This is a genomic window from Psychrobacillus mangrovi, from assembly GCF_037104765.1.
GTDB classification, from domain to species: domain Bacteria; phylum Bacillota; class Bacilli; order Bacillales_A; family Planococcaceae; genus Psychrobacillus; species Psychrobacillus mangrovi.
In genome coordinates this window covers 542,669-567,879 of sequence record NZ_JBAWSY010000001.1, presented here as the reverse complement: position 1 = coordinate 567,879, position 25,211 = coordinate 542,669, and the positions used below count along the sequence as shown (strand labels likewise).

28 protein-coding genes are annotated in these 25,211 nt (G+C 35.3%); all 28 read left to right on the top strand.

From position 1 onward, the window contains the following. Nucleotides 1-2 precede the first annotated feature (2 nt). The 28 genes from sucD (at nt 3) to fliP (ending at nt 25,200) form a co-directional block, all read left to right on the top strand. On the top strand, nt 3-905 hold the full coding sequence (sucD, locus tag WAX74_RS02825) for a succinate--CoA ligase subunit alpha (RefSeq protein ID WP_336496129.1): 903 nt from the start codon (nt 3-5) through the stop codon (nt 903-905). Between the two features lie 65 nt (nt 906-970). Continuing rightward, entirely contained in the window at nt 971-1,876 is a 906-nt protein-coding gene (gene dprA / locus WAX74_RS02820; protein ID WP_336496128.1) for a DNA-processing protein DprA, read from the top strand. 103 nt (nt 1,877-1,979) lie between these two features. Continuing rightward, entirely contained in the window at nt 1,980-4,055 is a 2,076-nt protein-coding gene (gene topA, locus WAX74_RS02815; protein WP_336496127.1) for a type I DNA topoisomerase, read from the top strand. A gap of 18 nt (nt 4,056-4,073) precedes the next feature. Next, a complete protein-coding gene (trmFO, locus tag WAX74_RS02810) occupies nt 4,074-5,384 on the top strand; it encodes an FADH(2)-oxidizing methylenetetrahydrofolate--tRNA-(uracil(54)-C(5))-methyltransferase TrmFO (RefSeq protein WP_336496126.1) in 1,311 nt (436 codons plus the stop codon). 72 nt (nt 5,385-5,456) lie between these two features. Next, nucleotides 5,457-6,350, top strand: a complete 894-nt coding sequence (gene xerC / locus WAX74_RS02805) for a tyrosine recombinase XerC (protein WP_336496125.1) — start codon at nt 5,457-5,459, stop codon at nt 6,348-6,350. Between the two features lie 19 nt (nt 6,351-6,369). Then, entirely contained in the window at nt 6,370-6,915 is a 546-nt protein-coding gene (gene hslV / locus WAX74_RS02800; protein WP_336496124.1) for an ATP-dependent protease subunit HslV, read from the top strand. Next, nucleotides 6,912-8,306, top strand: a complete 1,395-nt coding sequence (gene hslU / locus WAX74_RS02795; RefSeq protein WP_336496123.1) for an ATP-dependent protease ATPase subunit HslU — start codon at nt 6,912-6,914, stop codon at nt 8,304-8,306. The genes hslV and hslU overlap by 4 nt, the downstream gene beginning before the upstream one ends. Before the next feature lie 83 nt (nt 8,307-8,389). Then, entirely contained in the window at nt 8,390-9,169 is a 780-nt protein-coding gene (codY, locus tag WAX74_RS02790; protein WP_336496122.1) for a GTP-sensing pleiotropic transcriptional regulator CodY, read from the top strand. Nucleotides 9,170-10,176: 1,007 nt separating this feature from the next. Next, nucleotides 10,177-10,569 carry a flagellar basal body rod protein FlgB gene (gene flgB, locus WAX74_RS02785; protein ID WP_336496121.1) on the top strand — a complete coding sequence of 131 codons (393 nt, stop codon included), beginning with the start codon at nt 10,177-10,179 and terminating at the stop codon, nt 10,567-10,569. 2 nt (nt 10,570-10,571) lie between these two features. Continuing rightward, nucleotides 10,572-11,033 carry a flagellar basal body rod protein FlgC gene (gene flgC, locus WAX74_RS02780; protein WP_336496120.1) on the top strand — a complete coding sequence of 154 codons (462 nt, stop codon included), beginning with the start codon at nt 10,572-10,574 and terminating at the stop codon, nt 11,031-11,033. Between the two features lie 23 nt (nt 11,034-11,056). Further along, nucleotides 11,057-11,362, top strand: coding sequence for a flagellar hook-basal body complex protein FliE (gene fliE / locus WAX74_RS02775; RefSeq protein WP_336496119.1), 306 nt, complete (start codon nt 11,057-11,059; stop codon nt 11,360-11,362). Between the two features lie 57 nt (nt 11,363-11,419). Continuing rightward, a complete protein-coding gene (gene fliF, locus WAX74_RS02770) occupies nt 11,420-13,009 on the top strand; it encodes a flagellar basal-body MS-ring/collar protein FliF (RefSeq protein WP_336496118.1) in 1,590 nt (529 codons plus the stop codon). Nucleotides 13,010-13,021: 12 nt separating this feature from the next. Next, on the top strand, nt 13,022-14,035 hold the full coding sequence (gene fliG / locus WAX74_RS02765; protein ID WP_336496117.1) for a flagellar motor switch protein FliG: 1,014 nt from the start codon (nt 13,022-13,024) through the stop codon (nt 14,033-14,035). Beyond that, nucleotides 14,019-14,798 carry a flagellar assembly protein FliH gene (fliH, locus tag WAX74_RS02760; protein ID WP_336496116.1) on the top strand — a complete coding sequence of 260 codons (780 nt, stop codon included), beginning with the start codon at nt 14,019-14,021 and terminating at the stop codon, nt 14,796-14,798. The genes fliG and fliH overlap by 17 nt, the downstream gene beginning before the upstream one ends. Nucleotides 14,799-14,803: 5 nt before the next feature. Then, the gene (gene fliI / locus WAX74_RS02755; protein WP_336496210.1) at nt 14,804-16,129 is read left to right on the top strand and encodes a flagellar protein export ATPase FliI; all 1,326 of its coding nucleotides are present in this window, start codon (nt 14,804-14,806) and stop codon (nt 16,127-16,129) included. Further along, a complete protein-coding gene (gene fliJ, locus WAX74_RS02750; RefSeq protein WP_336496115.1) occupies nt 16,129-16,578 on the top strand; it encodes a flagellar export protein FliJ in 450 nt (149 codons plus the stop codon). The genes fliI and fliJ overlap by 1 nt, the downstream gene beginning before the upstream one ends. 8 nt (nt 16,579-16,586) lie before the next feature. Next, the gene (locus tag WAX74_RS02745; protein ID WP_336496114.1) at nt 16,587-17,186 is read left to right on the top strand and encodes a MotE family protein; all 600 of its coding nucleotides are present in this window, start codon (nt 16,587-16,589) and stop codon (nt 17,184-17,186) included. 31 nt (nt 17,187-17,217) lie between these two features. Then, complete coding sequence (locus WAX74_RS02740; protein WP_336496113.1) at nt 17,218-18,450, top strand: flagellar hook-length control protein FliK; 1,233 nt, start codon at nt 17,218-17,220, stop codon at nt 18,448-18,450. 3 nt (nt 18,451-18,453) lie between these two features. Continuing rightward, nucleotides 18,454-19,092 carry a flagellar hook assembly protein FlgD gene (gene flgD, locus WAX74_RS02735; protein WP_336496112.1) on the top strand — a complete coding sequence of 213 codons (639 nt, stop codon included), beginning with the start codon at nt 18,454-18,456 and terminating at the stop codon, nt 19,090-19,092. Between the two features lie 19 nt (nt 19,093-19,111). Then, a complete protein-coding gene (locus tag WAX74_RS02730; protein WP_336496111.1) occupies nt 19,112-19,492 on the top strand; it encodes a TIGR02530 family flagellar biosynthesis protein in 381 nt (126 codons plus the stop codon). A gap of 81 nt (nt 19,493-19,573) precedes the next feature. Further along, entirely contained in the window at nt 19,574-20,602 is a 1,029-nt protein-coding gene (locus WAX74_RS02725) for a flagellar hook-basal body complex protein (protein WP_336496110.1), read from the top strand. 67 nt (nt 20,603-20,669) lie between these two features. After that, nucleotides 20,670-20,891 carry a flagellar FlbD family protein gene (locus WAX74_RS02720; RefSeq protein ID WP_336496109.1) on the top strand — a complete coding sequence of 74 codons (222 nt, stop codon included), beginning with the start codon at nt 20,670-20,672 and terminating at the stop codon, nt 20,889-20,891. Next, the gene (fliL, locus tag WAX74_RS02715) at nt 20,881-21,312 is read left to right on the top strand and encodes a flagellar basal body-associated protein FliL (protein WP_336496108.1); all 432 of its coding nucleotides are present in this window, start codon (nt 20,881-20,883) and stop codon (nt 21,310-21,312) included. The genes WAX74_RS02720 and fliL overlap by 11 nt, the downstream gene beginning before the upstream one ends. Before the next feature lie 29 nt (nt 21,313-21,341). Next, a complete protein-coding gene (gene fliM, locus WAX74_RS02710) occupies nt 21,342-22,340 on the top strand; it encodes a flagellar motor switch protein FliM (protein WP_336496107.1) in 999 nt (332 codons plus the stop codon). Next, nucleotides 22,333-23,475: a flagellar motor switch phosphatase FliY gene (gene fliY / locus WAX74_RS02705; RefSeq protein WP_336496209.1), complete on the top strand. Its 1,143-nt coding sequence runs from the start codon at nt 22,333-22,335 to the stop codon at nt 23,473-23,475. The genes fliM and fliY overlap by 8 nt, the downstream gene beginning before the upstream one ends. A gap of 19 nt (nt 23,476-23,494) precedes the next feature. Next, nucleotides 23,495-23,857 carry a response regulator gene (locus WAX74_RS02700; RefSeq protein WP_336496106.1) on the top strand — a complete coding sequence of 121 codons (363 nt, stop codon included), beginning with the start codon at nt 23,495-23,497 and terminating at the stop codon, nt 23,855-23,857. Nucleotides 23,858-23,864: 7 nt separating this feature from the next. Further along, nucleotides 23,865-24,542: a flagellar biosynthetic protein FliO gene (locus WAX74_RS02695; RefSeq protein ID WP_336496105.1), complete on the top strand. Its 678-nt coding sequence runs from the start codon at nt 23,865-23,867 to the stop codon at nt 24,540-24,542. Beyond that, nucleotides 24,535-25,200 carry a flagellar type III secretion system pore protein FliP gene (gene fliP / locus WAX74_RS02690; protein ID WP_336496104.1) on the top strand — a complete coding sequence of 222 codons (666 nt, stop codon included), beginning with the start codon at nt 24,535-24,537 and terminating at the stop codon, nt 25,198-25,200. The genes WAX74_RS02695 and fliP overlap by 8 nt, the downstream gene beginning before the upstream one ends. Nucleotides 25,201-25,211: the final 11 nt, after the last annotated feature.

Sequence of the window (25,211 nt, the reverse complement as noted above, 5' to 3'; positions counted from 1 at the left end):
CAATGGCAATTTTTATTAATAAAGATACTAAAGTTTTGGTACAAGGTATTACTGGCTCCACTGCTCTATTCCATACTAAAAAAATGTTGGAATATGGCACAAAAATCGTTGCTGGTGTAACTCCAGGTAAAGGCGGTTCAGAGGTAGAAGGTGTTCCTGTATTCAATACTGTTGAAGAAGCGGTTAAAGCAACTGGCGCTAATGTTTCAGTAATTTATGTACCAGCTCCATTTGCAGCCGATGCAATTTTGGAAGCTACAGATGCAGAATTAGACTTGGCTATTTGTATTACTGAGCATATTCCAGTATTAGATATGGTAAAAGTAAAACGTTATATGACAGGCAAAAAGACTCGTTTAGTAGGTCCAAACTGCCCAGGTATTGTAACAGCTGATGAAAGCAATATCGGTATCATGCCTCCAAATATTCATTCTAAAGGCCATGTAGGTGTTGTGTCTCGTTCTGGTACTTTAACTTATGAAGCAGTTCACCAATTAACACAAGCTGGTGTAGGTCAATCTACAGCGGTTGGTATTGGTGGAGACCCTGTAAATGGTACAGACTTCATTGATGTATTAAAAGCATTTAACGAAGATCCAGAAACGTATGCAGTTGTTATGATTGGTGAAATCGGAGGTACTGCTGAGGAAGAAGCAGCAGAATGGATTAAAGCTAACATGACGAAACCAGTTGTAGGATTTATCGGAGGACAAACAGCTCCTGAAGGTAAACGTATGGGTCACGCTGGTGCAATCATTTCTGGTGGTAAAGGTACAGCTGCAGAAAAAATTAAAGCAATGCAAGAAGCTGGAATGGAAGTTGCACCAACTCCATCCGTAATCGGCGAAACTTTAATTAAAGCAATTAAAGCTGCAGGTCTTTACGACAAATGTAAAACACATTAATATTAAAGATACGGCACATCATCTGGTGTTGCCGTATCTTTTTTTATTTTAATAGGAGGGAAGCAATGAGCAATACCGATGAGCAATGGATAAATCGATTTTTAGCTTTACACTATGTTTTTCCAGTTCCTATGAACAAGCTACAACCCCTAATTGAATACACCCCCACATTATCTCAATTAGAAAAGATGCAAACAAATTTACTCTCAGGTCTTTTGAAAATTACACAAAATCGTGCGATTCAGCTTCAAAACATGTACCAAAAATTTGTGGAAACCCCATTTCTACAAGTCTATGATAAACATCAAATTACCCCAATTATTTTTACCAATCCCAATTATCCCTTAAGTTTAAAAAGTCTTTACGATCCACCCGCAGTTCTTTATGTAAAAGGAGATACTTCTTTATTAAACATGCATAAAAAGTTAGCTATTATAGGTTCTAGAGAGGCAACTAATTATTCTAAGAAAAGTATTGAAACAATATTACCTCCATTAATAAGCCGAAATTTCGCTATTGTGAGCGGTCTCGCTAAAGAAGCGGATACAATGGCTCATGAAAGCACAATAGCGCTAGGAGGCAAGACAATTGCGGTTCTGGGCACTGGTTTATTTCATATATACCCGAAGCAAAATGAAGAATTAGCGAAAAAAATGTCGAAAGAACATTTATTAATAACAGAATATCCACCATATATAACACCTAAAAAGTGGAATTTTCCCATGCGTAATCGTATAATTAGCGGTTTGTCACAAGGTGTCGTTATTACAGAGGCAAAAGAAAAGAGTGGTACAGTTTCAACAATGGAGCATGCATTAGAAAATGGAAAAGAAATTTTCGCCATTCCTGGATCTATTCATTCCCCGTTGTCTGCTGGCCCACATAACCTTATTTTAGAGGGTGCAAAGCCTGTATGGAATGGTTATCAAATACTTGATGAACTACAAGAATTTGAACAAATAAACAATTAAATAAATTAAAAGACTTGCTTTCTTTAGAAATCTGTTATACATTTTGCAACAGGTATTTGTTTTGAAGCTTAAAGCGAGTTACCTTCTATAAGGAGGCACATTTATGTCGGATTATTTAGTTATTGTGGAATCGCCAGCAAAGGCAAAAACAATTGAACGATATCTTGGAAAAAAATATAAAGTAAAAGCATCCATCGGTCATGTACGTGATTTGCCGAGAAGTCAAATGGGTGTAAATGTAGAAAATGACTATGAACCAAAATATATTACAATACGAGGAAAAGGTCCCGTATTGCAAGACTTGAAAAATGCTGCAAAAAAAGCAAAGAAAGTTTATCTCGCAGCTGACCCCGACAGAGAAGGGGAAGCTATTGCATGGCATTTAGCTAACTCATTAAATGTTGATATTAATTCAGAATGTCGAGTGGTGTTCAATGAAATTACAAAAGATGCTATTTTAGAATCATTTAAACATCCTAGACCAATAAATATGGATTTAGTTGATGCTCAGCAGGCAAGAAGAATTTTAGACCGCCTTGTTGGTTACAATATTAGTCCAATTTTATGGAAGAAAGTGAAAAAAGGTTTATCTGCTGGACGTGTTCAATCTGTAGCGTTACGGTTGATTATTGACCGCGAAAATGAAATAAATAGCTTTGTACCAGAAGAGTATTGGACAATTGAAGGGCAATTCGAGAAAAATAAAAAAGCATTCGACGCTCTTTATTACGGGACGGATAAAGATAAGGTTAAGCTAACAAACGAAAATGAAGTAAAAGATGTACTTAAAGGAATGAAAGGCAAAAAGTTTGAAGTAATAAATGTAGTAAAAAAAGAAAGAAAAAGAAATCCAGCATCATCATTTACAACCTCATCTCTTCAACAGGAAGCTGCTCGTAAACTTAACTTCCGAGCTAGAAAAACGATGATGCTAGCGCAACAATTATATGAAGGAATTGACCTTGGGAAAAAAGAAGGTACTGTAGGTTTAATCACTTATATGCGTACAGATTCTACCCGAATCTCTGATACAGCTAAAGCCGACGCTCACGCATATATTCAAAATGAATACGGGTCAGAATATATAACGAGTAAAAAAGAAGAAAAACAATCCAAAAAATCTCAGGATGCGCATGAGGCAGTAAGACCTACAAGTGTTCTAAGAACTCCCGATCAGTTAAAAAACATTCTGTCTAGAGATTTATTCCGTTTATATAAATTAATATGGGAGCGATTTATTGCTAGCCAGATGGCTCCTGCAATATTAGATACGGTTTCTGTTGATATGAAAAATGGGAATGCTTTATTTAGAGCAAATGGTTCACAAGTAAAATTTCCTGGTTTCATGAAAGTGTATGTCGAAGGTACGGATGATCAAACAGATGATAAAGACAAATTGTTGCCTGTTCTAGAGGTTGGAGACAAAGTAAATGCGCTGGCGATTGAGCCTAAACAACATTTTACACAGCCACCACCAAGATATTCAGAAGCGAGACTAGTAAAAACGCTAGAAGAACTTGGAATAGGCAGACCTTCCACATATGCTCCTACACTTGATACGATACAAAAAAGAGGGTATGTGGCTTTAGAGACTAAACGTTTTGTACCGACTGAGCTTGGAACAATCGTACATCAACTAGTACTTGAATTTTTCCCAAATATTTTAGATATCGAGTTTACAGCACAAATGGAAAAAGACTTAGATAGTGTGGAAGAAGGACAAGTTAGATGGGTCGAAGTTATTGATGGTTTTTATCAAGACTTTGCTAAACATGTGGAACATGCCGATGCTGAAATGGAAAAAATCGTTATAAAAGATGAACCTACAGGCGAAGATTGTGAAAATTGTGGTTCTCCTATGGTCTATAAACTCGGCCGATACGGTAAATTTATGGCATGTAGCAACTTCCCTGATTGTCGAAACACCAAAGCAATTGTGAAAGAAATTGGTGTTCCGTGTCCATCTTGTGGAGAAGGGCAGATCGTAGAACGTAAAAGTAAAACAAAACGAATATTTTACGGATGCGATCGATATCCAACATGTGATTTTGTTTCCTGGGATAAGCCAATAAATAGACCATGTCCTAAATGTAATGATATGTTAGTAGAGAAAAAGTTGAAAAAAGGCGTCCAAATTCAATGTGTAAATTGTGACTATAAAGAAGATCCACAGAGTTAAAAGAAAGAAGGTTTCACCATGACTGAAATAGTAAACGTGATAGGCGCAGGACTTGCAGGAAGCGAGGCTGCATGGCAAATTGCAAAGCGAGGGATAAAAGTTCGTCTTTATGAAATGCGTCCTGTAAAGCAAACACCTGCACATCATACAGATAAATTTGCTGAACTAGTATGTTCTAATTCACTTCGTGCTAACACCCTAACAAACGCTGTTGGGGTTATTAAAGAAGAAATGCGTATGTTAGATTCTCTTATTATTCAATCCGCAGATAATAGTAGTGTTCCTGCAGGTGGAGCATTAGCTGTAGACAGACATGATTTCGCTGGAAGGGTAACAGATACCATTCGCAATCATCCAATGATTGAGATCATAAACGAAGAAGTAACCGAGATTCCAGACGGTATTACCATTATCGCAACAGGGCCCCTAACTTCTCCTGCTTTGGCTGAGAGAGTGAAAGAAATAACGGGTCAAGATTATTTATACTTTTATGATGCAGCAGCTCCAATTGTTGAAAAAGAAAGTATTGATATGAATAAAGTATATTTAAAATCTCGATATGACAAAGGGGAAGCTGCTTATCTTAACTGTCCAATGACAGAAGAAGAGTTTAATCGTTTTTACGATGCACTCGTAGCAGCAGAAGTTGTGCCTTTAAAAGAATTTGAAAAAGAAATTTACTTTGAAGGTTGTATGCCAGTTGAAGTAATGGCTAGCAGAGGTCGTAAAACGCTTTTATTTGGACCGATGAAACCAGTTGGATTGGAAGACCCTAAAACAGGTAAACGTCCTTATGCTGTTGTACAGTTAAGACAAGACGATGCCGCTGGAACCCTTTATAATATTGTTGGATTCCAGACACATTTAAAATGGGGACCACAAAAGGAAGTTCTTAAGTTAATTCCAGGATTAGAAAATGTGGAAGTAGTCCGTTATGGAGTTATGCACCGAAATACGTTTATAAACTCACCTACTGTCCTACAGCCAACTTATCAGCTTAAAGCGAATCAACAAATTTTCTTTGCTGGTCAAATGACTGGAGTTGAAGGTTATGTAGAATCGGCAGGAAGTGGGTTACTTGCAGGAATAAACGCTGCTAAGCTTGCAAAAGGGGAAGAATTAATTGTATTCCCAAGTGAGACAGCACTCGGAAGTATGGCTAGATACATAACAGAAGCTGATTCAAAAAACTTCCAACCAATGAATATAAACTTCGGGTTATTTCCCGAGCTACAACCAAAAGTAAGAGATAAAAAAGTAAGAACTGAGCAGTTAGCTAATCGAGCATTAACGACGATTCAAAATTTTTTGAAAAATAAATCGGTTTAATTGCTTTAAGCCTCTAAAGGTTGTATACTTTTAGAGGCTTTTACTATGGGAATACACACGGGAGTTGTTTTAATGATTGGATTAGTTGAACTGTATTCATTTATAGACTATATTCAATTAGAGAAAAATTACTCTAATCTTACTATCCAAGAATATAGAAAAGACATTGAACATTTTTTACACTTTTTAGATGGAGAAAGTGTAACTAATTTAAATGAAGTTGAATATGTTCATGCAAGATTGTATGTAACAGCCCTTTATGAAAAAAAGTTAGCTAGAACCTCTATATCAAGAAAGATCTCCTCTATTCGTTCCTTTTACAAGTTTCTTCATAGAGAATTTGATATTCGGGAAGATGCCTTTCGATCCTTGTATCACCCGAAAAAAGAAGAAAGACTACCTCATTTCTTTTATGAAGAAGAAATGGAAAAATTGTTTCAAGGAAATGAAGGAGACGATCCGTTATCATTACGAAATATGGCAATACTTGAATTGTTATATGCTACAGGCATTCGTGTGAGCGAACTTATTTCTATTGAATTGAGTCATATAGATAAGAGCTATGGGGTTGTCCGTGTAATGGGTAAAGGTAGAAAAGAACGGTATGTTCCCATCGGAGACTTTGCTCTAAGTGCGGTCGAAGAATACGTAGAAAAAAGTAGACCAAAATTAATGAAGTCGACTTCTCATTCCTTTCTCTTTGTGAATAATAGAGGAGCGCATTTAACAGCACGTGGAGTGCATTATATCTTAAACGAAATGATGAAGAAAGCTTCTATGCATACAACTATTTTTCCTCATATGCTCCGACATACCTTTGCTACCCATCTACTGAATAATGGAGCGGATTTAAGGAGTGTTCAAGAATTATTAGGCCATTCCCATTTAACTTCTACTCAAGTTTATACGCATGTTACAAAAGAACATTTAAGAAAAACGTATATGAATGCTCATCCAAGGGCATAAGTATTGGAGGTAATGAATATTGGGTAATATACATGCAACGACAATATTTGCTGTAAGTCATAACGGAAGTCATGCAATGGCGGGAGACGGACAGGTCACTTTGGGTAATCAAGTAGTAATGAAACATACTGCAAAAAAAGTAAGAAGACTGTTTAATGGTCAAGTGGTTGCTGGTTTTGCTGGATCTGTAGCAGACGCTTTTACACTTTTTGAAATGTTCGAAGGAAAACTTCTGGAGTATAATGGTAACCTTCAACGTGCTGCCGTTGAGCTAGCAAAACAATGGAGAGGAGATAAAATGCTACGTCAATTAGAAGCGATGCTTTTAGTGATGGATAAAAGTAATTTACTACTCGTGTCAGGAACTGGCGAAGTTATAGAACCTGATGATGGAATTTTAGCAATAGGCTCTGGAGGTAATTATGCTCTAGCAGCTGGTAGAGCATTAAAACAATACGCTGGCCATCTATCTGCAGAAGAGATTGCAAAAGCTGCTTTAACAACTGCTGCAGATATATGTGTATTTACGAATCATCAAATCATCGTGGAGGTTTTAGGTGAATGAAAGAAAATAACTTAACACCAAAGCAAATTACTGAGCATTTAAATAAATATATTGTTGGGCAAGATGCAGCAAAAAAAGCTGTAGCAGTTGCTTTACGAAATAGATATAGAAGACAGTTATTAGATGAGGATATGAAAAATGAAGTAATCCCTAAAAATATTTTAATGATTGGTCCAACTGGAGTAGGGAAAACAGAAATAGCAAGAAGAATTGCAAAGCTAACAAAAGCTCCTTTTGTAAAAGTGGAAGCGACTAAATTTACAGAAGTAGGTTATGTCGGAAGAGACGTAGAATCTATGGTTAGAGATTTAGTAGAAGCAGCGATTCGTATAGTGAAAGAAGAAAAAATGGAAGAAGTAAAAGATCAAGCAACCCGTCTCGCAAACGACGCTATAGTAAAGCTTCTAGTTCCTTCCTTAAAGAAAAAGAACACAAATCAAAACCCTTTTGAAGCATTATTCGGCGGTAAGTCTGAGGATGAACCTTCAGAAACAGATGATACAGATGTCCGATTAAAACGTTCTCAAATTGCAGAGGATTTAAGAGACGGTAAACTAGAGAATGAAATAGTTACAGTAGAAGTAACAGAACATGCTCCATCCATTTTCGATGCATTGCAAGGCGGAGGAATGGAAAGTATTGGGATGAACATGCAGGATGCACTTTCTAGTTTAATGCCAAAGAAAAAGAAAAAAAGAAAAATGAAAGTAAAAGATGCTCGTAAAGTATTAATTCAAGAAGAAGCGAGCAAATTAATAGATAATGATGAATTATCACAAATAGCTATTGAAAAAACGGAACAAACCGGTATCATTTTTATCGATGAAATGGATAAAATCGCAAATAAAAGCGGTAATACTTCATCTGCAGATGTTTCCAGAGAAGGAGTTCAGCGAGATATTCTACCAATTGTCGAAGGGTCTACAGTTAATACGAAATATGGTGCTGTAAAAACTGATTATATTCTTTTTATTGCTGCAGGAGCGTTCCATATGTCCAAACCATCAGACTTAATCCCGGAACTTCAAGGTAGATTTCCAATTCGTGTCGAATTAGAAAAACTCACGAAAGATGATTTTGTTCGTATTTTAAAAGAACCTCAACACTCTCTAACGAAACAATATGAAGCTTTACTTCATACAGAAGGTGTAACTATTTCGTTTTCTGAAGAATCAATAGCAAGAATTGGTGAAATAGCTTATGAAGTTAATCAAGAGACAGATAATATAGGAGCGAGACGTCTTCATACAATCCTGGAGAAAATTTTAGAAGACCTTTCATTTGAAGCTTCTGACATTTCTCCAGCTCATATTCAAATAACTCCTTCCTATATTGACCAAAAACTTGACAATATTGTGAAAAATAAAGATTTATCGCAATTTATACTGTAATATTAAGTTGAATTACTTTCTAAAACAATTAAAAACCTTTAGAATATTAAAATAAATATGAAAATTATATTGGAGGATTCACCATGAATTTATTAGACAAAACAAGAAAAATTAACTCAATGTTACAAGCATCTGCAGGTAAACCTGTTAATTTCAAAGAAATGGCAACAACATTAAGTGAAGTAATTGAATGTAACGCATTCATTGTAAGCCGAAAAGGTAAACTTCTTGGATTAGAAGTACATCAGCAAATTGAGAATGATCGTATGATTACGATGATGGAAGAACGTCAATTCCCTGAAGAATATACAAAAAACTTATTTAATGTGAATGAAACTTCATCCAACTTAGATGTTTACAGTAAACACTCAATTTTCCCAGAAGAGAATCGTGAATTGTTTAAAGATGGTTTGACGACAATTGTGCCAATTATCGGTGGAGGTGAACGTCTTGGAACTTTAATTCTTGGTCGTTTGAAACAAGAATTCCATGATGATGATTTAATTCTTGGAGAATATGGTGCGACTGTTGTAGGTATGGAAATTCTACGTGAAAAATCAGAAGAAATTGAGGAAGAAGCAAGAAGTAAAGCTGTTGTACAAATGGCTATCAATTCATTATCATATAGCGAGTTAGAAGCTATTGAACATATTTTTGAAGAACTTGATGGTAACGAAGGTTTACTAGTTGCTTCTAAAATAGCTGATCGTGTTGGTATAACTCGTTCAGTTATCGTAAATGCTCTACGTAAACTTGAAAGTGCAGGCGTTATTGAGTCTCGTTCTCTAGGAATGAAAGGTACTTATATTAAAGTACTTAATGATAAATTTTTAGCAGAACTTGCTCATCTTAAAATGAAATAAGAATTATGATTAAAACCTCTTCTACCAAATGTAGAAGAGGTTTTTTTTGCGTGTGCCCAGCATGCGGATAATTGTAAAGGTAGAAGACTGTAAGCATAACGCAAGGACGTGCTGGTTGACTGGAACCTCAGGTATGAAGAGCACGAAATTCATATATGGAAGTCATGGTGTAAATATGATGCCCATAATTATTCTTAAGTCAGCATGTTAATTTTCAACGGATTCTATTAAGCGCACCTAGTCCGCTAAATTAAAATCAAAAACCTAAGGACGGAATGCGTCTAAAAGGCATTTCAACTGTGACAGACCCGTCTAATCAGGAAACGCTTGCCTTAGCGTTATCACGAGTATATGAAGGTCATGAGGAATATAATTATGGTTTTCTACCAAATAGAAGTTAGCATGACGAAGTAAGGAAAGCGAAAGGCTATTTAAAGAAGGACACCGATAGACCGTAGTTATGAATTTAAAGAAATGGTTATTTTGCATTATTTAGACTAGCTGGATTTGAAGAACACTTCGTATGTTCTATGGGAGAAATGGGAGAAAACAAAAACGAAGTGAGTAAAGTAATTCAGTTAGGTGTAACTAGACGGTAAGCCTACGAATGGGAAAAATACACGCAAGTTTTATTGAAGAGTCTCCAAGAGCCAATAATTCTGCTAGCAAGTTTTAAAAGCTTGCGTTATTCATCTTAATTAACCTCCGTATATGGGACGTCGGATGTTAAAAAACTTCTCATACTCTATTTCCAGTTGAAATGAATTTGTCAAAGGAATTAATATCCAGTTAATTGAAAATTTCCTCAAAATAGTAAGTGCGGAGGAGTAAATGCACCGTTTCCGACACAAAAAAGAGAAATATGGCGAAAAAAAAGGAAAAATGTCCTATGAAAAAGAATAAAAGAGAATAGACACTTTGTTACATTTTCATTACAATTAAATTATTATGATTATCATAGATTATTATTAACATCTTTCCGATTAGAATTCAAAGAGGTGTAGTAATTGAGTATTTTTGGAGGAACAATCTCGGATTTAGAGCGAGGATTAAACTTTTCTGCACTAAAACAGAAAACAATTGCGCAAAATATAGCAAATGTCGACACTCCGAACTATAAAGCAAAAAGCGTTAACTTTGCTGACGTTTTTTCGGATGCAAAACAATCGATAATATCTGCGAACCGTACAAATGAAAAGCATTTTAATTTTCAAATGAAAGTAAGTACTCCAGGTGTTTATAACTATTCTAATTTCCGTTATAACCACAATGGCAATGGAGTAGACATGGACAAAGAACAAGCTAATCTAGCAACAAATCAAATTTATTACAATGCATTGGTTGACCGTGTAAGCGGTAAGTTAAATACATTACAAACTGTCATAAGAGGAGGTAGCTAATCTTGTCGATTTTTCATGGAATGAATACCACTGCCTCTGCACTAACAGCTCAGCGACTTCGTATGGATGTTATTTCTTCCAATATGGCTAATGTTGATACAACTCGTGCAAAATTAGTCAATGGTGAATGGCAAGCCTATAGAAGAAAAAGTGTAACTTTACAACCACTTGAAGGACAATTCTCTAGCTTTTTAAATGTTGCTATGGGGAAAACAAATAAAGATACAGTTGGTAACGGCGTAAAAGTATCAGATATTAAAGAAGATACGGAAACACCATTTAAACTAGTTTTTGATCCAACTCATATCGATGCAAACGCAGAAGGTTATGTAGAAATGCCAAATGTAGATCCGTTGAGAGAAATGGTAGATTTAATTTCTGCAACTCGTTCTTATGAAGCGAACGTAACAGTGTTCAATGCCAATAAAGCAATGCTTTCTAAAGCTTTAGAGATTGGTAAATAGAGATTGAAAGAAGGTTCATAATTATGGCAATAGAATCTGTTTCCTTATTTAATACAGCTCAATTAAATCCGACTACTTCTACTCCGAAACCAAGTCCATTTGAAGCACAACAGAACTTTGGTGATTTTCTAAAAGGTGCACTTGAGTCAGTAAATGCTAATCAAAAAGCTTCTGATGTAGTAACAGAGAAGTTGATACGTGGAGAAGAAGTAGAATTGCATAATGTTATGATAGCTTCTCAAAAAGCGAGTATAACATTAAATGCAACATTGGAAGTTCGGAATAAAGTCATTGAAGCTTATCAAGAAATAATGAGAATGCCAGTCTAAACCCTCGGTTATATTTAAATATCGAGTAAAAATATTCACCATAGCCGGAGGATAATAATGAATGAACGAATAAAAAAAATCACAAGTGATGTCTCTGCTTTTTGGAAGAGCCGAACGAAAGTACAAAAAGGAACGATTATTGGAAGTTTGGCTGGAATAATACTTATCGCAGCAATTATTACATTCTTTTCGACAAGAACAGAATTTGTTCCATTGTATGCAGATGTAGCTCCTTCTGAAGTAGGTCGTATAAAAGAAACATTGGATGCACAAGGAGTAGAAAATCAAATAGCTCCTGGCGGGACTTCTATATTAGTTCCATCCGATCAAGTTGATTCGTTATTGGTTCAACTTGCAGCAGAAGGCTTCCCTAAATCTGGGATGATTGATTATAGTTTCTTTTCTCAAAATGCTGGATTTGGAATGACTGATAATGAGTTCAATGTATTAAAATTGGCTTCTACTCAGACAGAACTTGCTAATTTGATTAAAGGTATTAAGGGAGTGAAAGATGCAAAAGTAATGATTTCTTTGCCTGAAGAGGGAGTATTTTTATCTCAAAGCAATGAAAATGCTAGTGCATCTATTGTTCTTAATACTGAACCAGGATACCAATTTACGGATGTTCAAATTCAAACCTTATATAATCTAGTTTCAAAATCAGTTCCAAACTTATTGCCAGAAGACATAGTTATTACAAACCAATACTTTGAATACTTTGATCTTCAAACCGCTAATTCTAATTCAACGGGCGCTAATGTTGGCGACCAAATGGCTATTAAAAAATCAATAGAACGCGATTTACAAAGACAAGTGCAAACAATGTTAAGTACTTTAATGGGACCAGACAAAGTTGTAGTCTCCGTTACAACAGATATTGACTTTCAACAAGAAAAAAGAGAAGAGAACTTAGTGCAACCAGTAGATGAAGAAAATATGGCGGGTATTGAAATAAGTGCCCAACGAATTTCCGAAACATTTACTGGAACAAATCCTGTTGCAGGTGGAACCCCGCAAGGCGAGGATGCTACTGATAATTTTACAAATTATGTAGAAGGCTCTAATGCAAACGGAGATTACGAAAGAACAGAGGATACGATTAATAATGAGGTAAATCGTATTCGAAAAGAAATTGTAGAAAGTCCATACAAAATCAGAGATTTAGGGATTCAAGTAATGGTAGAACCACCAACTCCTGATGATATTACTTCTATGCCTGAAGGTGTTCAAGGAGATATTGAACAAATTCTAGCTACAATTGTACGAACTTCCATCGATAAAGATGAGGTTGAACAGCTAACTGAAGAGCAATTACAAGAAAAAATTGTTGTTTCCGTACAACCTTTCAATGGAAAAGCAAGTACAGTTGCTACAACAGATTCAATGATTCCTTGGTGGGTTTATGTTATCGGAGGAATTCTGTTAGCAGCAATCATTCTACTAATTGTTTTCATTATTCGTTCACGTAGAAATGAAGAAGAGGAATTAGTCATTCTGGAAGAACAAAGAGAAGAACTAAAAATAGATGATATTAATAATGAAAAAGAGACAGAAGCTACTTTAAGGCGTAAACAATTGGAAAAAATGGCAAAGGACAAGCCAGAAGATTTCGCAAAATTATTACGTACATGGATAGCAGAGGATTAATGGAGGACGGCTATGATAAAAAAAGAAAAAGAACTTAGTGGGAAACAAAAAGCCGCGCTTTTATTAATTTCTCTCGGCCCGGAAGTTTCAGCTTCTATTTATAAGCATTTAAACGAAGAAGAAATCGAGCGCTTGACATTAGAAATTTCAGGTGTGAAAAAAGTTGAGCCTGAAATTAAAGAAGATATTATAGAAGAGTTTCATAATATTGCACTCGCTCAAGATTATATTTCACAGGGTGGTATTGGTTACGCAAAAACAGTGTTAGAGAAAGCACTTGGTTCGGATCATGCACAAGCGATTATTAATCGATTAACATCTTCATTACAAGTACGACCATTTGATTTTGCAAGAAGAGCTGAACCAACGCAATTATTTAATTTTATTCAAAACGAGCACCCACAAACAATAGCGCTAATTCTGTCATACTTAGAAGCTCAACAAGCAGGTATTATTCTTTCTTCTTTACCTCAAGAGGTTCAAGCAGATATTGCGAAAAGAATAGCAATGATGGACTCAACTTCTCCAGAAGTTATTAGTGAAATTGAATCCGTACTTGAGCGAAAGTTGTCTTCGACGGTTACACAAGATTACACAGAAACTGGTGGCGTAGATGCTGTCGTTGAAGTATTGAATGGTGTAGACCGAACAACTGAAAAAACAATTTTGGATGCGCTTGAAATTCAAGATCCAGAACTTGCTGAAGAAATTAAGAAAAGAATGTTTGTATTTGAAGATATCGTTACACTTGATAATCGTTCTATTCAACGAGTTATACGTGATTGTGAAAACGAAGATTTACTCCTTTCGATGAAAGTTTCAAGTGAAGAAGTTAAAGATATTATATTCCGTAATATGTCTTCAAGAATGGCTGAAACATTTAAAGAAGAAATGGAGATTATGGGACCTGTTCGATTAAAGGATGTAGAAGAAGCACAAACACGGATTGTCTCTGTTATTAGAAGATTGGAAGACGCTGGTGAAATAATAATTGCTCGTGGTGGAGGAGATGACATTATTGTCTAAGATTTTCCGAAACGTACAAGTGAATGAAAATAGTGATAAAACGAAACCTATTCAAATTAAAAGTCTGCAATTAAGAGAAGAAATAGATACAGATCAACCTCTTTCCCTAGACGTAGTGTTAAAAGAAAGAGATCAAATGATTCATGAAGCAAACCTACAAATTGCTTCAACAAAAGAAGAATTAGCCAAAGAAATTGAGGAAACCAAACAATATATAGATGATCAATTAAAAACGTGGGAAGAACAAAAAATTGCTTACCAGCAAGCTGCCTATGATGAGGGTTTTACCCAAGGGCTAGAAGAAGGTAGAAGTAAGGCTACTGCAGATATGCAACAATCCTTAAATACTGCAAATGAAACAATCGAAGTAGCACACGAAAATGCGGCGAACTATTTACAACATCAAGAACAAGTTATTTTAGAAATTGCTATTCAGGTTGCTGAGCGAATTATTGGAAAGAAATTAGAGGACGACGAAGAATTCTTTTTATCTGTTGTAAAAAGAGGATTAAAAGAAGCAAGAGAGATGAAAGAGATAAAACTCTATGTATCTCCTATCTATTTTAAGTTAGTATCTAACAACCGGGTGGAACTTGCTTCTATATTTCCTGTAGATGTTCCATTTATGATATTTGTTGATGAAGAAATGAATGATACAGATTGTTATATTGAAACAAACCACGGACGAATTGTTGTAAGTATTGATGAACAACTACATGAATTAAGACTAAAACTAGTTGATATTCTAGATAATGTGGAGTGAACATGATGAAAGCAGTCGAATTAATTCAACAAATCCCAAACCTTTCAACATTTAAAAAATACGGGCGTGTGAATCGTGTTGTTGGATTAATGATTGAATCACAAGGTCCTGAAAGTTCTATTGGGGACGTATGTAAGATTCATATAAACTCCACTAAAAATGGCCATTCAGTCATTCTGGCAGAAGTAGTTGGTTTTAAAGAAGAAATAGTTGTTTTGATGCCTTATACCAATATTCGAGAAATATCTACAGGCTGTTTAGTTGAAGGTACCAGTCGACCGTTAGAAGTGAAGGTTGGACCTGATTTGATTGGAAAAGTACTCGACTCAATGGGGAATCCAATTGATGGAACAGTATTACCAAAAGGATTAATGACTGTTGGGACGGAACAAGATCCTCCTAATCCATTAACTAGACCCCCAATTAATGAACGAATTGAAGTCGGAGTTAAAGCTATTGATGGCATGCTAACAGTAGGAAAAGGTCAAAGAGTTGGGATATTTGCAGGGTCTGGTGTAGGAAAAAGTACGTTGCTAGGAATGATAGCAAGAAATACAAATGCTGATTTAAATGTTATAGCCCTTATTGGGGAGCGTGGACGGGAAGTACGAGAATTTATTGAAAGGGATTTGGGCAAAGAAGGTTTAGAACGATCTATTGTTATCGCTGCTACATCCGATCAGCCTGCTCTAATGCGTATAAAAGGTGCTTTTACAGCCACTGCTATAGCAGAATACTTTCGTGATAAAGGTCTAAACGTCATGCTAATGATGGATTCTGTGACACGTGTTGCAATGGCACAACGTGAAATAGGTCTAGCAGTAGGAGAACCACCTGCTACTAGGGGGTATACACCATCTGTATTTTCAATCTTGCCAAAACTACTGGAGCGTACAGGTACAAATGAAAATGGAACGATTACAGCCTTTTATACAGTTTTAGTTGATGGTGATGATATGAATGAGCCAATTGCTGATACGGTACGAGGGATACTAGATGGACATATTGTACTGGATCGTTCCCTTGCTAATAAAGGTCAATATCCTGCGATTAATGTGTTAAAAAGTATAAGTCGTCTAATGAATCATATATCTGATGAAAATCATAAAAAAGCAGCTGAACGTTTACGTGATTTATATTTCACATATAACAAATCGGAAGACTTGATTAATATAGGTGCCTATAAACGTGGAACTTCAAAAGAAATAGATGAAGCTATACAATATGAACCATTAATCACTTCTTTTTTAAAGCAAGGTTATTTAGACAAAGTATCGCTTGAGTCTAGTGTGAACGAATTAATCACTTTATCAAATGGTGGTGTTAAATAATGGTTGCTTATCAGTATAAATTTGCTAAAATCTTAAATGTTCGCGAGCAGGAAAAAACAGAGACAGAGCTCGCATACAAAGAATCAGTTATAGCCTTTGAAACAGTGGCTACGGAATTATATGATTTGCTGAAAAAGAAAGAAGATACAGTTGACGCACAGAATAACCAACTAAAGCAAGGATTATCTATTAATCATATTCATCATTTCTCAAACTTTATTGATGGATTGCAGAAAAGAATAAATAAAGTTCAAAAAGAAGTTATGCAAGCCCGTTCTAAAATGAACTGGTTCGAAGAGAAACTTCTAGAAAAATCAATAGAAGTTCGTAAATTTGAAAAGATTAAAGAAAAAGATTACGAACTTTTTCAGCAAGATCAACTCAGACTTGAAACGATTCAATTGGATGAAATCTCATCCTTAAAGTTTCAAAACAAAGAGATTAGGTGAGTAGAAGCATGGCTAAACGGAACAAAACTATTAAAAACATTAAGAAAGTGGACGATGATACAAAAGGTGTAAGCAAAATAAAAATGTTTTTTTATTGGTTTATCATTCCTTTTTTATTTGCTTTAGCTCTTCTCTTGATAGTTGCTCAAATTGCAAATATAAATATTTTCGAAAAGGCAAAAGATTTAACAGGAGCTGGCCAACCAGAAATCGTTACAGATGATGTAAAAACGAATCGATTAGAGGAAAGAGTCGTTTCTTTGCAAGCTGAAATACAACAAAAAGAAGCGGAAATAGCTAACTTACAATCAGACATAAATAACTCTGCGAAAGAAAATGAGGATCTATTAGTCGAACAGCAACGTTTGTTGGATGAAATAGAAAAACTCCAACGACAACAAACGAGCACAAATCAAGAATATGCTGAAATAGTATCTACATTTGAAAAAATGTCTGCAAAATCTGCAGCACCAGTAATTACAAAAATGAGTGATGCAGAAGCATTAAGAATATTAAATAGCTTAAAACCAGATACGGTTGCGAAAATCTATGAAAAGATGACTCCAGAAGAAGCAGCAAAATTTACAGAATTAATGACAAAGCAATAAAAGTTGTTTTCATTTGAGAGGAGGTGAATTATTGAATATCGCAGCAGTTGCAAATTTAGGAAATAATATTGTGGTCCAACCAAAAGGTAAACTACCAGTTATGAATACTAATAATCAACTATTTGGAAATGTTTTTGGACAAGTACTATCTAATGAGCAAGTTCAGTCAGTGCCAATAACAGATGATTCTCAACTAAAACTAGTACAAGATTTACTGAACATTTTAGATGTAGATTCATTGGGAGATGCGGAAAGTCTAATAGGTACTAAAGAATTGATAGTAAATCCAAAAGAACTGAAAGAATTATTAAATAAGCTCTTAGGTGAAAATGCTAATACAGAAGAAGATTTATCAGATTCAAATGTATGGGATTTGTTAGCAGGAATAAATGTACAAGCTAGCCAGCTTAAAGATGCTATTGTTATTTCTTTAAACGGACAAGGACCAGCAACACCTGTTGAAGCTAGCCAAGCATTGCAATTGTTGAAGATTGTGCAACTTATTGGAAAAAAGTCTGATTTGACACTAAAACAAGAATCTACTTTATTTGATTTAAATCAATTAGTGAAAGACCTCAAGGATGGGGTATCTAAAGAAGTTAAACTTCCATTGACACTTCAAACTGATATGTCTAACGATAAGGCTATAAATACTGCTATGAATAAGCTTTCATTAGATCAAGCAATGAAACCAGTTGTTCAACAAGTTATCATTAAACAAGTAGCTACTACAACCGAAAAAGTAATAGAGACGAAAGAAGTAACTTCTCCTATACAAGGACAGGCTTCAACGATTGTTCTAACAAAAGTAGAAACAGTTTCAGTTACACTGCCTACTGAAAAAACTGCACAATCGGAAGAGTTCCTAAAGGACTTACAAAAAGTCATGAATCGTGTTCAGTTTGGACAAGCAGGTGGAGCAAACAGACTGGTCATCAAGCTTTATCCAGAACAGCTCGGAACCATTCGAATTGAATTGATTCAAAAAGATGGAATGCTTACTGCCAAAATGTTGGCATCAACTACACTTGGCAAAGATTTGTTAGATTCTAATTCCAATCATTTAAGGCAAGGGTTAGTTAATCAGAACATCCAAATCGAGAAGATAGAGATTACACAAGCAATACAAGATTCAGCTAGACAAGAAAGAAATCAGTCTTTCCAAGAATCATTTAGACAACAACAAGAACGACAAGAAACTAATAAGGACGAGAAGGAAGAAGTTGCTACCTTCGAAGACTTTTTAAAAGAAGTGGAGGTTTAATATATGGCAGAAATGAATCCTATCAAAAGCAGTATGTACTTGTCACAGCAAAAAGCATCACGCACGACAGGGAATAGTACGCTTGGAAAAGATGAGTTTTTGAAAATATTAATGGCCCAATTACAAAACCAAGATCCAACGAATCCAATGAAAGATAACGAATTCATTGCACAAATGGCTCAGTTTTCATCATTAGAGCAAATGACGAACTTGACAAAAGCTTTTGAAAAGTATGCAGAAGCTCAAGAACAGACTCAAATGATTGAATACAGTAATTTCGTTGGTAAATCTGTAAAATGGCATGAATTAACAGATAAATTAGGTGAAGATGGTAAACCCATTACAAATGAAGGTACAGGGGCAATTGCTGGTGTTAAGTTTGTTGATGGTGGAGTACGATTCACACTTGCTGATGGAAAAGTTATTACACCAGGAAATATTTCCGAGGTTCTCTCCAATAATGCAAGTTCAAATAGTTTAGTAGAAGCAAGTTTGTTAATTGGAAAAACTGTAAGTTATACGAATGGTGACGCAGAAAGTACTGCTCAAGTCGAATCTGTATCGAAAAAAGATGGAAAAATTGTCTTTAATATAACTGGTGGATCATCTATTACTGCAGATCAAATTACATCAATTAAATAAATAAGAACGGAGAAATGCAATGGACAAAATTAATATTAATCGCGTTCCGCTGCAAACAACAATCCGTCAACCACTCACATCTAAACAAGTAACATCGCCAAAACAATCGTTTTTGCAACAGTTGCACGAGGCTAATGCGAAAACAGAATTGAAAGTAAGTAAACATGCAAATCAACGTTTAGCTGAAAGAAATATTCACATAACAGATGCAGAATGGCAACTGGTGAGTGACAAAGTATCAGAAGCACGCTCAAAAGGTGTGAATGACTCATTAGTATTGATGGACCAAGCAGCATTAATCGTAAGTGCAAAAAATGCAACAGTGATTACGGCCATGAATCGCACGGAAGCGAAAAATCAATTATTCACAAATATCGACGGCACAATTGTGTTGAACTAATAAATAGCAGGACCTTTAAAAGGATGCTATGTGCAGCTGACTGATAGACGCTAGCACGCAAATTGAAGGGAGAAAAAATAAATGATTCGCTCAATGTACTCAGGAATTTCAGGCTTAAAAAACTTCCAAACAAAATTGGATGTTATCGGTAATAATATCTCAAACGTTAATACTTATGGATTTAAAAAAGGCCGTACAGTTTTTAAAGATTTGATCTCGCAAACGACCTCTGGAGCATCTGCTGCAACTGGTACACGTGGTGGTGTAAACGCAAAACAAGTAGGTCTTGGTTCTCAATTATCTGCAATAGATACGATACATTCTGGAGGTTCTTTACAATCCACAGGGAATACCTTGGACTTGGGAATTTCCGGAGACGGATTTTTTCAAGTAGCTGATGGAACCGGAGCTACAGCTGCTGGTGGACCAACAGGATATCAAAATACAATGTATACTCGCGCAGGAAATTTTTATATGGATAGTAATGGGTACTTAGTTGATTCTAGTGGGAAATACTTAGTAGGATTTTCAGCAGCTATTGAAGGGCCTTTAACTCAAACTAATGCATCTGGTACTACTTCTACAAGTACACAAATTCTTCATCCTACACCAGATGAAATGAAGGCAACTTTTGATTTTAATACTAGTGGGGGTCCAACAGCAACAAATGCTACAGCTAGTATCACCGATTTACCCTCTGGGGTTTCTTTTACCGGTACAGCAACAGTTGCATATAAACCGATTACTATACCTACAAATGCTCAAAGTATGAGTGTTTCACAAGATGGTGCAGTGACGTATGTGGATCAGTTTGGAACATTAAGATGGGCTGGTCAAATAACGATGGCGAAATTTGCTAATCCAGGGGGATTAGAAAAAACTGGGGGAAACTACTATACTGAGTCTCCAAACTCCGGACAACCTTTATTTAATTCAGCCAATGCTGGCGGTAACGGTTCAATCAACTCCGGTTTCCTAGAAATGTCTAACGTTGACTTATCTGAAGAGTTCACAGACATGATTGTAGCGCAACGTGGTTTCCAAGCGAACACTCGTATTATTACAACTTCTGACCAAATTTTAGAAGAACTTGTTAACTTAAAACGATAATTTATTAAAATCTTAGTTCAAAGTAAGGGAGGGTTGGGCCGTTCCTTTTTATGGCCGGCCCTTTATATTGATAAATTTGACTCGTTTGAATGGCAAAGAGTTTACGTTGAATGCATTATACATAGAGACGGTTGAATCTTTTCCGGATACTACGATAACACTCACAAATGGTCATAAGTATGTTGCGTTAGAATCTAGAGAAGATGTGGCCAAAAAAATCATTCAGTTTTACAAAGATATACATATCTTATCGAACCCCCATTTAAGAGGTGAAGAACATGAAGAGTAAAAATAAACTGCTAACCATCATGCTAATTATTTTAGTTTGTATTACATTAATTGGAGTTGTGGCATTGCTTATTCTTTCTCAGCTAAACAAGCCAGATGAGGAAACAGGACCAACAATAGATGAAATTGTTGAATCTTCCATAGACATACCTGAAATTACAACAAATTTAGCTGGAAATAAATTTATCCGTATATCATTAAAAGTACAAACGGATAGCAAAGAAGCTGCAGATGAATTAACAAAACGTGATTTTCAAATTAAAAATATTGTTATTACAGAGCTTTCTGAAATGACTCCAGAAGATTTAGAAGGTAAGCAGGGGAAAGCGACATTCCAGTCATCCTTGAAAACTAAAATAAATGAATTGATGAATGATGGAGAAGTTCAACAAGTTTATATAACTTCTTATATAATTCAGTAAAGTAACTTTTTTGAATGGAGGTGGGCAGATTGGCAGGAGATATATTATCTCAATCCGAAATTGATGCGTTGTTAAGTGCGCTTTCCACAGGAGAAATGACTGCAGATGAAATGAAGAGTGAACAAGAAGCAAGAAAAGTTAGAGTGTATGATTTTAAGCGTGCACTTCGTTTTTCTAAAGATCAGATCCGTAGCTTAACGCGAATCCATGAAAACTTTGCTCGTTTATTAACAACATTTTTTTCTGCCCAATTAAGATCTTACGTACAAATTTCAGTAGTTTCTGTTGATCAAATTCCGTTTGAAGAATTCATTCGTTCCGTACCTCATATGACATTGATCAATGTCTTTGAAGTACCTCCACTTGAAGGGAATATTCTAATGGAAATAAACCCGAATATCGCCTATTCTATGTTAGATTTGTTAATGGGTGGTAAAGGGGAAGCTTATGCAAAAGTTAATAATATGACAGAAATTGAAACTAAAATTATGACGAACTTATTTGAGCGTTCATTTGATAATCTTCGGGAAGCATGGGCCAATATTGCGGATATTGATCCAATTCTAACGGAACTTGAAGTTAATCCACAATTTTTGCAAATGATTTCACCAAATGAAACAGTCGTTGTTATTTCATTTAATACTATAATTGGAGAAACTAGCGGGATGATTAATATATGTATACCTCATGTCGTTTTAGAGCCGATTGTACCTAACTTATCTGTCCGTTATTGGATGCAAACAAACAAAAAAGAAGTTTCTCCGGAACAATTAAAAGTATTAGAGAAACGAGTAAAATCAGCTGAAATTCCAGTGGTTGCGGAATTAGGAAGAACAGATATTTCAATAGAGGATTTACTGTTTTTACAACTAGGTGATGTAATCCAATTGAATTCAAAAATAGATGATCCACTTACTATTAATGTTGGTGAAATACCGAAATTTACTGCACAACCTGGTAAACTAAAAAAAAGAATGGCTGTACAAGTCATTGAAACTTTGAAAGGAGGAGAGGATGATGATGAGTGATGATATGCTCTCCCAAGAAGAAATTGAAGCCCTCCTTAGAGGGACGACAACAGATGAAGCAAAATCTACAAATTCAGAGATTATTAATGTAGAAGATTATTTAGATTCTTTTGCAATAGATACACTTGGAGAAATTGGAAATATTTCCTTTGGTAGTTCGGCAACTGCATTATCTTCATTATTAGGTCAGAAAGTTGATATTACGACTCCAAATATTGATATGATTAATCGTTCTAAATTGAAAGAAGAGTTTCCACATCCATATGTAGCTGTTCAAGTACAATATACTGCTGGACTTATAGGGATGAACTTACTTGTTATTAAACAATCCGATGCTGCTATTATTGCTGATTTAATGTTAGGTGGAGATGGTATAGATCCACAACCACAACTTAGTGAAATTCAATTAAGTGCTGTTCAAGAAGCGATGAATCAAATGATGGGTTCAGCAGCAACTTCAATGTCTACCGTTTTCAATAAAAAAGTAGATATTTCTCCACCTTCAATTGATTTAATGAACTTAGAAGTTGGCGAAGGAACAGACGCAATTCCAAATGAAGATTTATTGATAAAAATCTCTTTCCGATTAAAAGTTGGGGATTTGATTGATTCAAATATCATGCAATTATTACCTTTAGAATTTGGATTAAAATTAGTTAAATCATTAATGGGTGAGGATGAAGAAGACCAGGTTGCTGCTACGATTATGGAAGAAAGAGTAGAAACTGCTCCAAGTCCATCAAATCAACAACCAGTAAAAGAACAACCTCAACCGCAAATGCAATTTACGCAACCTCGTCCACAAGCTCCACAAGTGGAAGTACAACAAGCGCAATTTGCAAGTTTTGATGCACCTAGTTTAACTCAAAGTGAATCAAGAAATTTAAATTTGCTACTTGATATACCTCTTCAAGTAACAGTAGAATTAGGTCGTACGAAAAGAACAGTAAAAGATATTCTAGAACTTACAAGTGGATCCATCATTGAACTTGATAAACTAGCAGGTGAACCAGTTGATATTCTAGTGAATAATAGACATATTGCTAAAGGTGAAGTTGTCGTAATCGATGAAAACTTTGGAGTTCGTATAACAGATATTTTAAGTCAAGCAGAACGAATTCATAATTTAAGATAGTTAATGGAGGAAACAAAACATGTCTAAAAGAATTTTAATAGTTGATGACGCTGCGTTTATGCGTATGATGATCAAAGATATTTTATCAAAAAATGGCTTTGAAGTAGTTGGAGAAGCTGGTGACGGAATTCAAGCAGTTGAAAAGTATGCTGAATTGAAGCCAGATTTAGTAACAATGGATATAACAATGCCGGAGATGGACGGAATAGCTGCATTAAAAGAAATTAAAGCGAAGGATCCGAATGCAATTATTATTATGTGTTCAGCGATGGGGCAACAAGCTATGGTTATTGATGCAATACAAGCAGGGGCAAAGGATTTTATCGTTAAACCATTCCAAGCGGACCGTGTAATTGAAGCAATTTCAAAAGCAATCGGGTAATAATAGGATGAGGAAATTTACCCTCGTTTTTTGTTTCGTTTGTTTACTTGCGTTTTATCCATTAAAAGTAGAGGTTTATGCAGCAACTGATTCTAATAAAAGTGTTGAAGAATACTTTAACAATACTCAAGAAGAGAAGGACAAGGCACCAGTTGAAGAAACCGACAAAACAAAAGAAGAAATAAGTTCTGGTGGTGTTTCTGTAACAGCTTGGGATTATGTGAAAATGATTTTTGCATTACTTTTCGTTATTCTTTTGTTATATGGACTTTTACGTTTTGTAAATAGTAGAAATAGAACTTTTCAAACGAACCAACTTGTTCAGAATTTAGGTGGAGTTGGAATTAGTCAAGGTAAGTCTGTGCAATTACTTCAAGTAGGCAACTCGTTATTTTTAGTTGGTGTGGGGGAAGATGTTTCATTATTAAAAGAAATAACGGATCCTGAAGAGATAACTAAACTGACGAAAATCTATGAAGAGAAACAAGAAATTGGAAAGACAGTGCCTTACATAGCGGAGATTTTTAATCATTTTAAAGGTAATATCTCTCCGAAGGCAAATAACAAAGTAAAAAACGATCCTTCATTTAACGAAACGTTCCAAAAAAGATTACAAGAAATCAAAAAAGACCGTAGTGATGTATTAAAGGATTGGAAGACAAAGGAGCGAGAAGAAAATGAATGATTTCGTCCAGTTTTTTTCGGACAGTGATCCATCGAGTGTCTCCACTTCAATCAAATTGATGCTATTGCTTACGGTTTTATCTTTGGCACCAAGCATTTTAATACTTATGACCTCGTTTGCTAGAATCGTTATTATTCTATCGTTTGTTCGAACGGCACTTGCAACACAGCAAATGCCACCAAATCAAGTCATTATAGGTTTAGCTCTTTTTTTAACTTTTTTCATAATGGCCCCAACATTTCAGGAAGTAAATGAAAAAGCTCTTACTCCTCTATTTAATGAAGATATTACATTAGAGGAAGCATATGAGAGTGCTAGTGTGCCATTTAAAGAGTTTATGAGTAAACATACAAGACAAAAAGACTTAGAACTGTTTTTACGTTATACAGAGGTGGAGCGACCAGAATCTATAAATGATATTCCATTAACGATAATGGTTCCGGCTTTTGCACTGAGTGAAATTAAAACAGCATTTCAAATTGGTTTTATGATATTTATACCTTTTTTAGTAATAGATATGATAGTTGCTAGTGTATTAATGTCTATGGGTATGATGATGCTTCCACCAGTAATGATTTCACTACCATTTAAAATATTATTGTTTGTTTTAGTGGATGGTTGGTATTTAGTCATGAAATCCATTTTACAAAGTTTTTAGGAGCTGAAAGT

Bases quoted from the DNA above. Each gene is read 5' to 3' on its own strand.
- sucD (WP_336496129.1), top strand. From the start codon at position 3: ATGGCAATTTTTATTAATAAAGATACTAAAGTTTTGGTACAAGGTATT.
- dprA (WP_336496128.1), top strand. From the start codon at position 971: ATGAGCAATACCGATGAGCAATGGATAAATCGATTTTTAGCTTTACAC.
- topA (WP_336496127.1), top strand. From the start codon at position 1,980: ATGTCGGATTATTTAGTTATTGTGGAATCGCCAGCAAAGGCAAAAACA.
- trmFO (WP_336496126.1), top strand. From the start codon at position 4,074: ATGACTGAAATAGTAAACGTGATAGGCGCAGGACTTGCAGGAAGCGAG.
- xerC (WP_336496125.1), top strand. From the start codon at position 5,457: ATGATTGGATTAGTTGAACTGTATTCATTTATAGACTATATTCAATTA.
- hslU (WP_336496123.1), top strand. From the start codon at position 6,912: ATGAAAGAAAATAACTTAACACCAAAGCAAATTACTGAGCATTTAAAT.
- codY (WP_336496122.1), top strand. From the start codon at position 8,390: ATGAATTTATTAGACAAAACAAGAAAAATTAACTCAATGTTACAAGCA.
- fliE (WP_336496119.1), top strand. From the start codon at position 11,057: ATGGCAATAGAATCTGTTTCCTTATTTAATACAGCTCAATTAAATCCG.
- fliF (WP_336496118.1), top strand. From the start codon at position 11,420: ATGAATGAACGAATAAAAAAAATCACAAGTGATGTCTCTGCTTTTTGG.
- fliG (WP_336496117.1), top strand. From the start codon at position 13,022: ATGATAAAAAAAGAAAAAGAACTTAGTGGGAAACAAAAAGCCGCGCTT.
- fliH (WP_336496116.1), top strand. From the start codon at position 14,019: ATGACATTATTGTCTAAGATTTTCCGAAACGTACAAGTGAATGAAAAT.
- fliI (WP_336496210.1), top strand. From the start codon at position 14,804: ATGAAAGCAGTCGAATTAATTCAACAAATCCCAAACCTTTCAACATTT.
- fliJ (WP_336496115.1), top strand. From the start codon at position 16,129: ATGGTTGCTTATCAGTATAAATTTGCTAAAATCTTAAATGTTCGCGAG.
- WAX74_RS02745 (WP_336496114.1), top strand. From the start codon at position 16,587: ATGGCTAAACGGAACAAAACTATTAAAAACATTAAGAAAGTGGACGAT.
- flgD (WP_336496112.1), top strand. From the start codon at position 18,454: ATGGCAGAAATGAATCCTATCAAAAGCAGTATGTACTTGTCACAGCAA.
- WAX74_RS02730 (WP_336496111.1), top strand. From the start codon at position 19,112: ATGGACAAAATTAATATTAATCGCGTTCCGCTGCAAACAACAATCCGT.
- WAX74_RS02725 (WP_336496110.1), top strand. From the start codon at position 19,574: ATGATTCGCTCAATGTACTCAGGAATTTCAGGCTTAAAAAACTTCCAA.
- fliL (WP_336496108.1), top strand. From the start codon at position 20,881: ATGAAGAGTAAAAATAAACTGCTAACCATCATGCTAATTATTTTAGTT.
- fliY (WP_336496209.1), top strand. From the start codon at position 22,333: ATGAGTGATGATATGCTCTCCCAAGAAGAAATTGAAGCCCTCCTTAGA.
- WAX74_RS02700 (WP_336496106.1), top strand. From the start codon at position 23,495: ATGTCTAAAAGAATTTTAATAGTTGATGACGCTGCGTTTATGCGTATG.
- WAX74_RS02695 (WP_336496105.1), top strand. From the start codon at position 23,865: ATGAGGAAATTTACCCTCGTTTTTTGTTTCGTTTGTTTACTTGCGTTT.
- fliP (WP_336496104.1), top strand. From the start codon at position 24,535: ATGAATGATTTCGTCCAGTTTTTTTCGGACAGTGATCCATCGAGTGTC.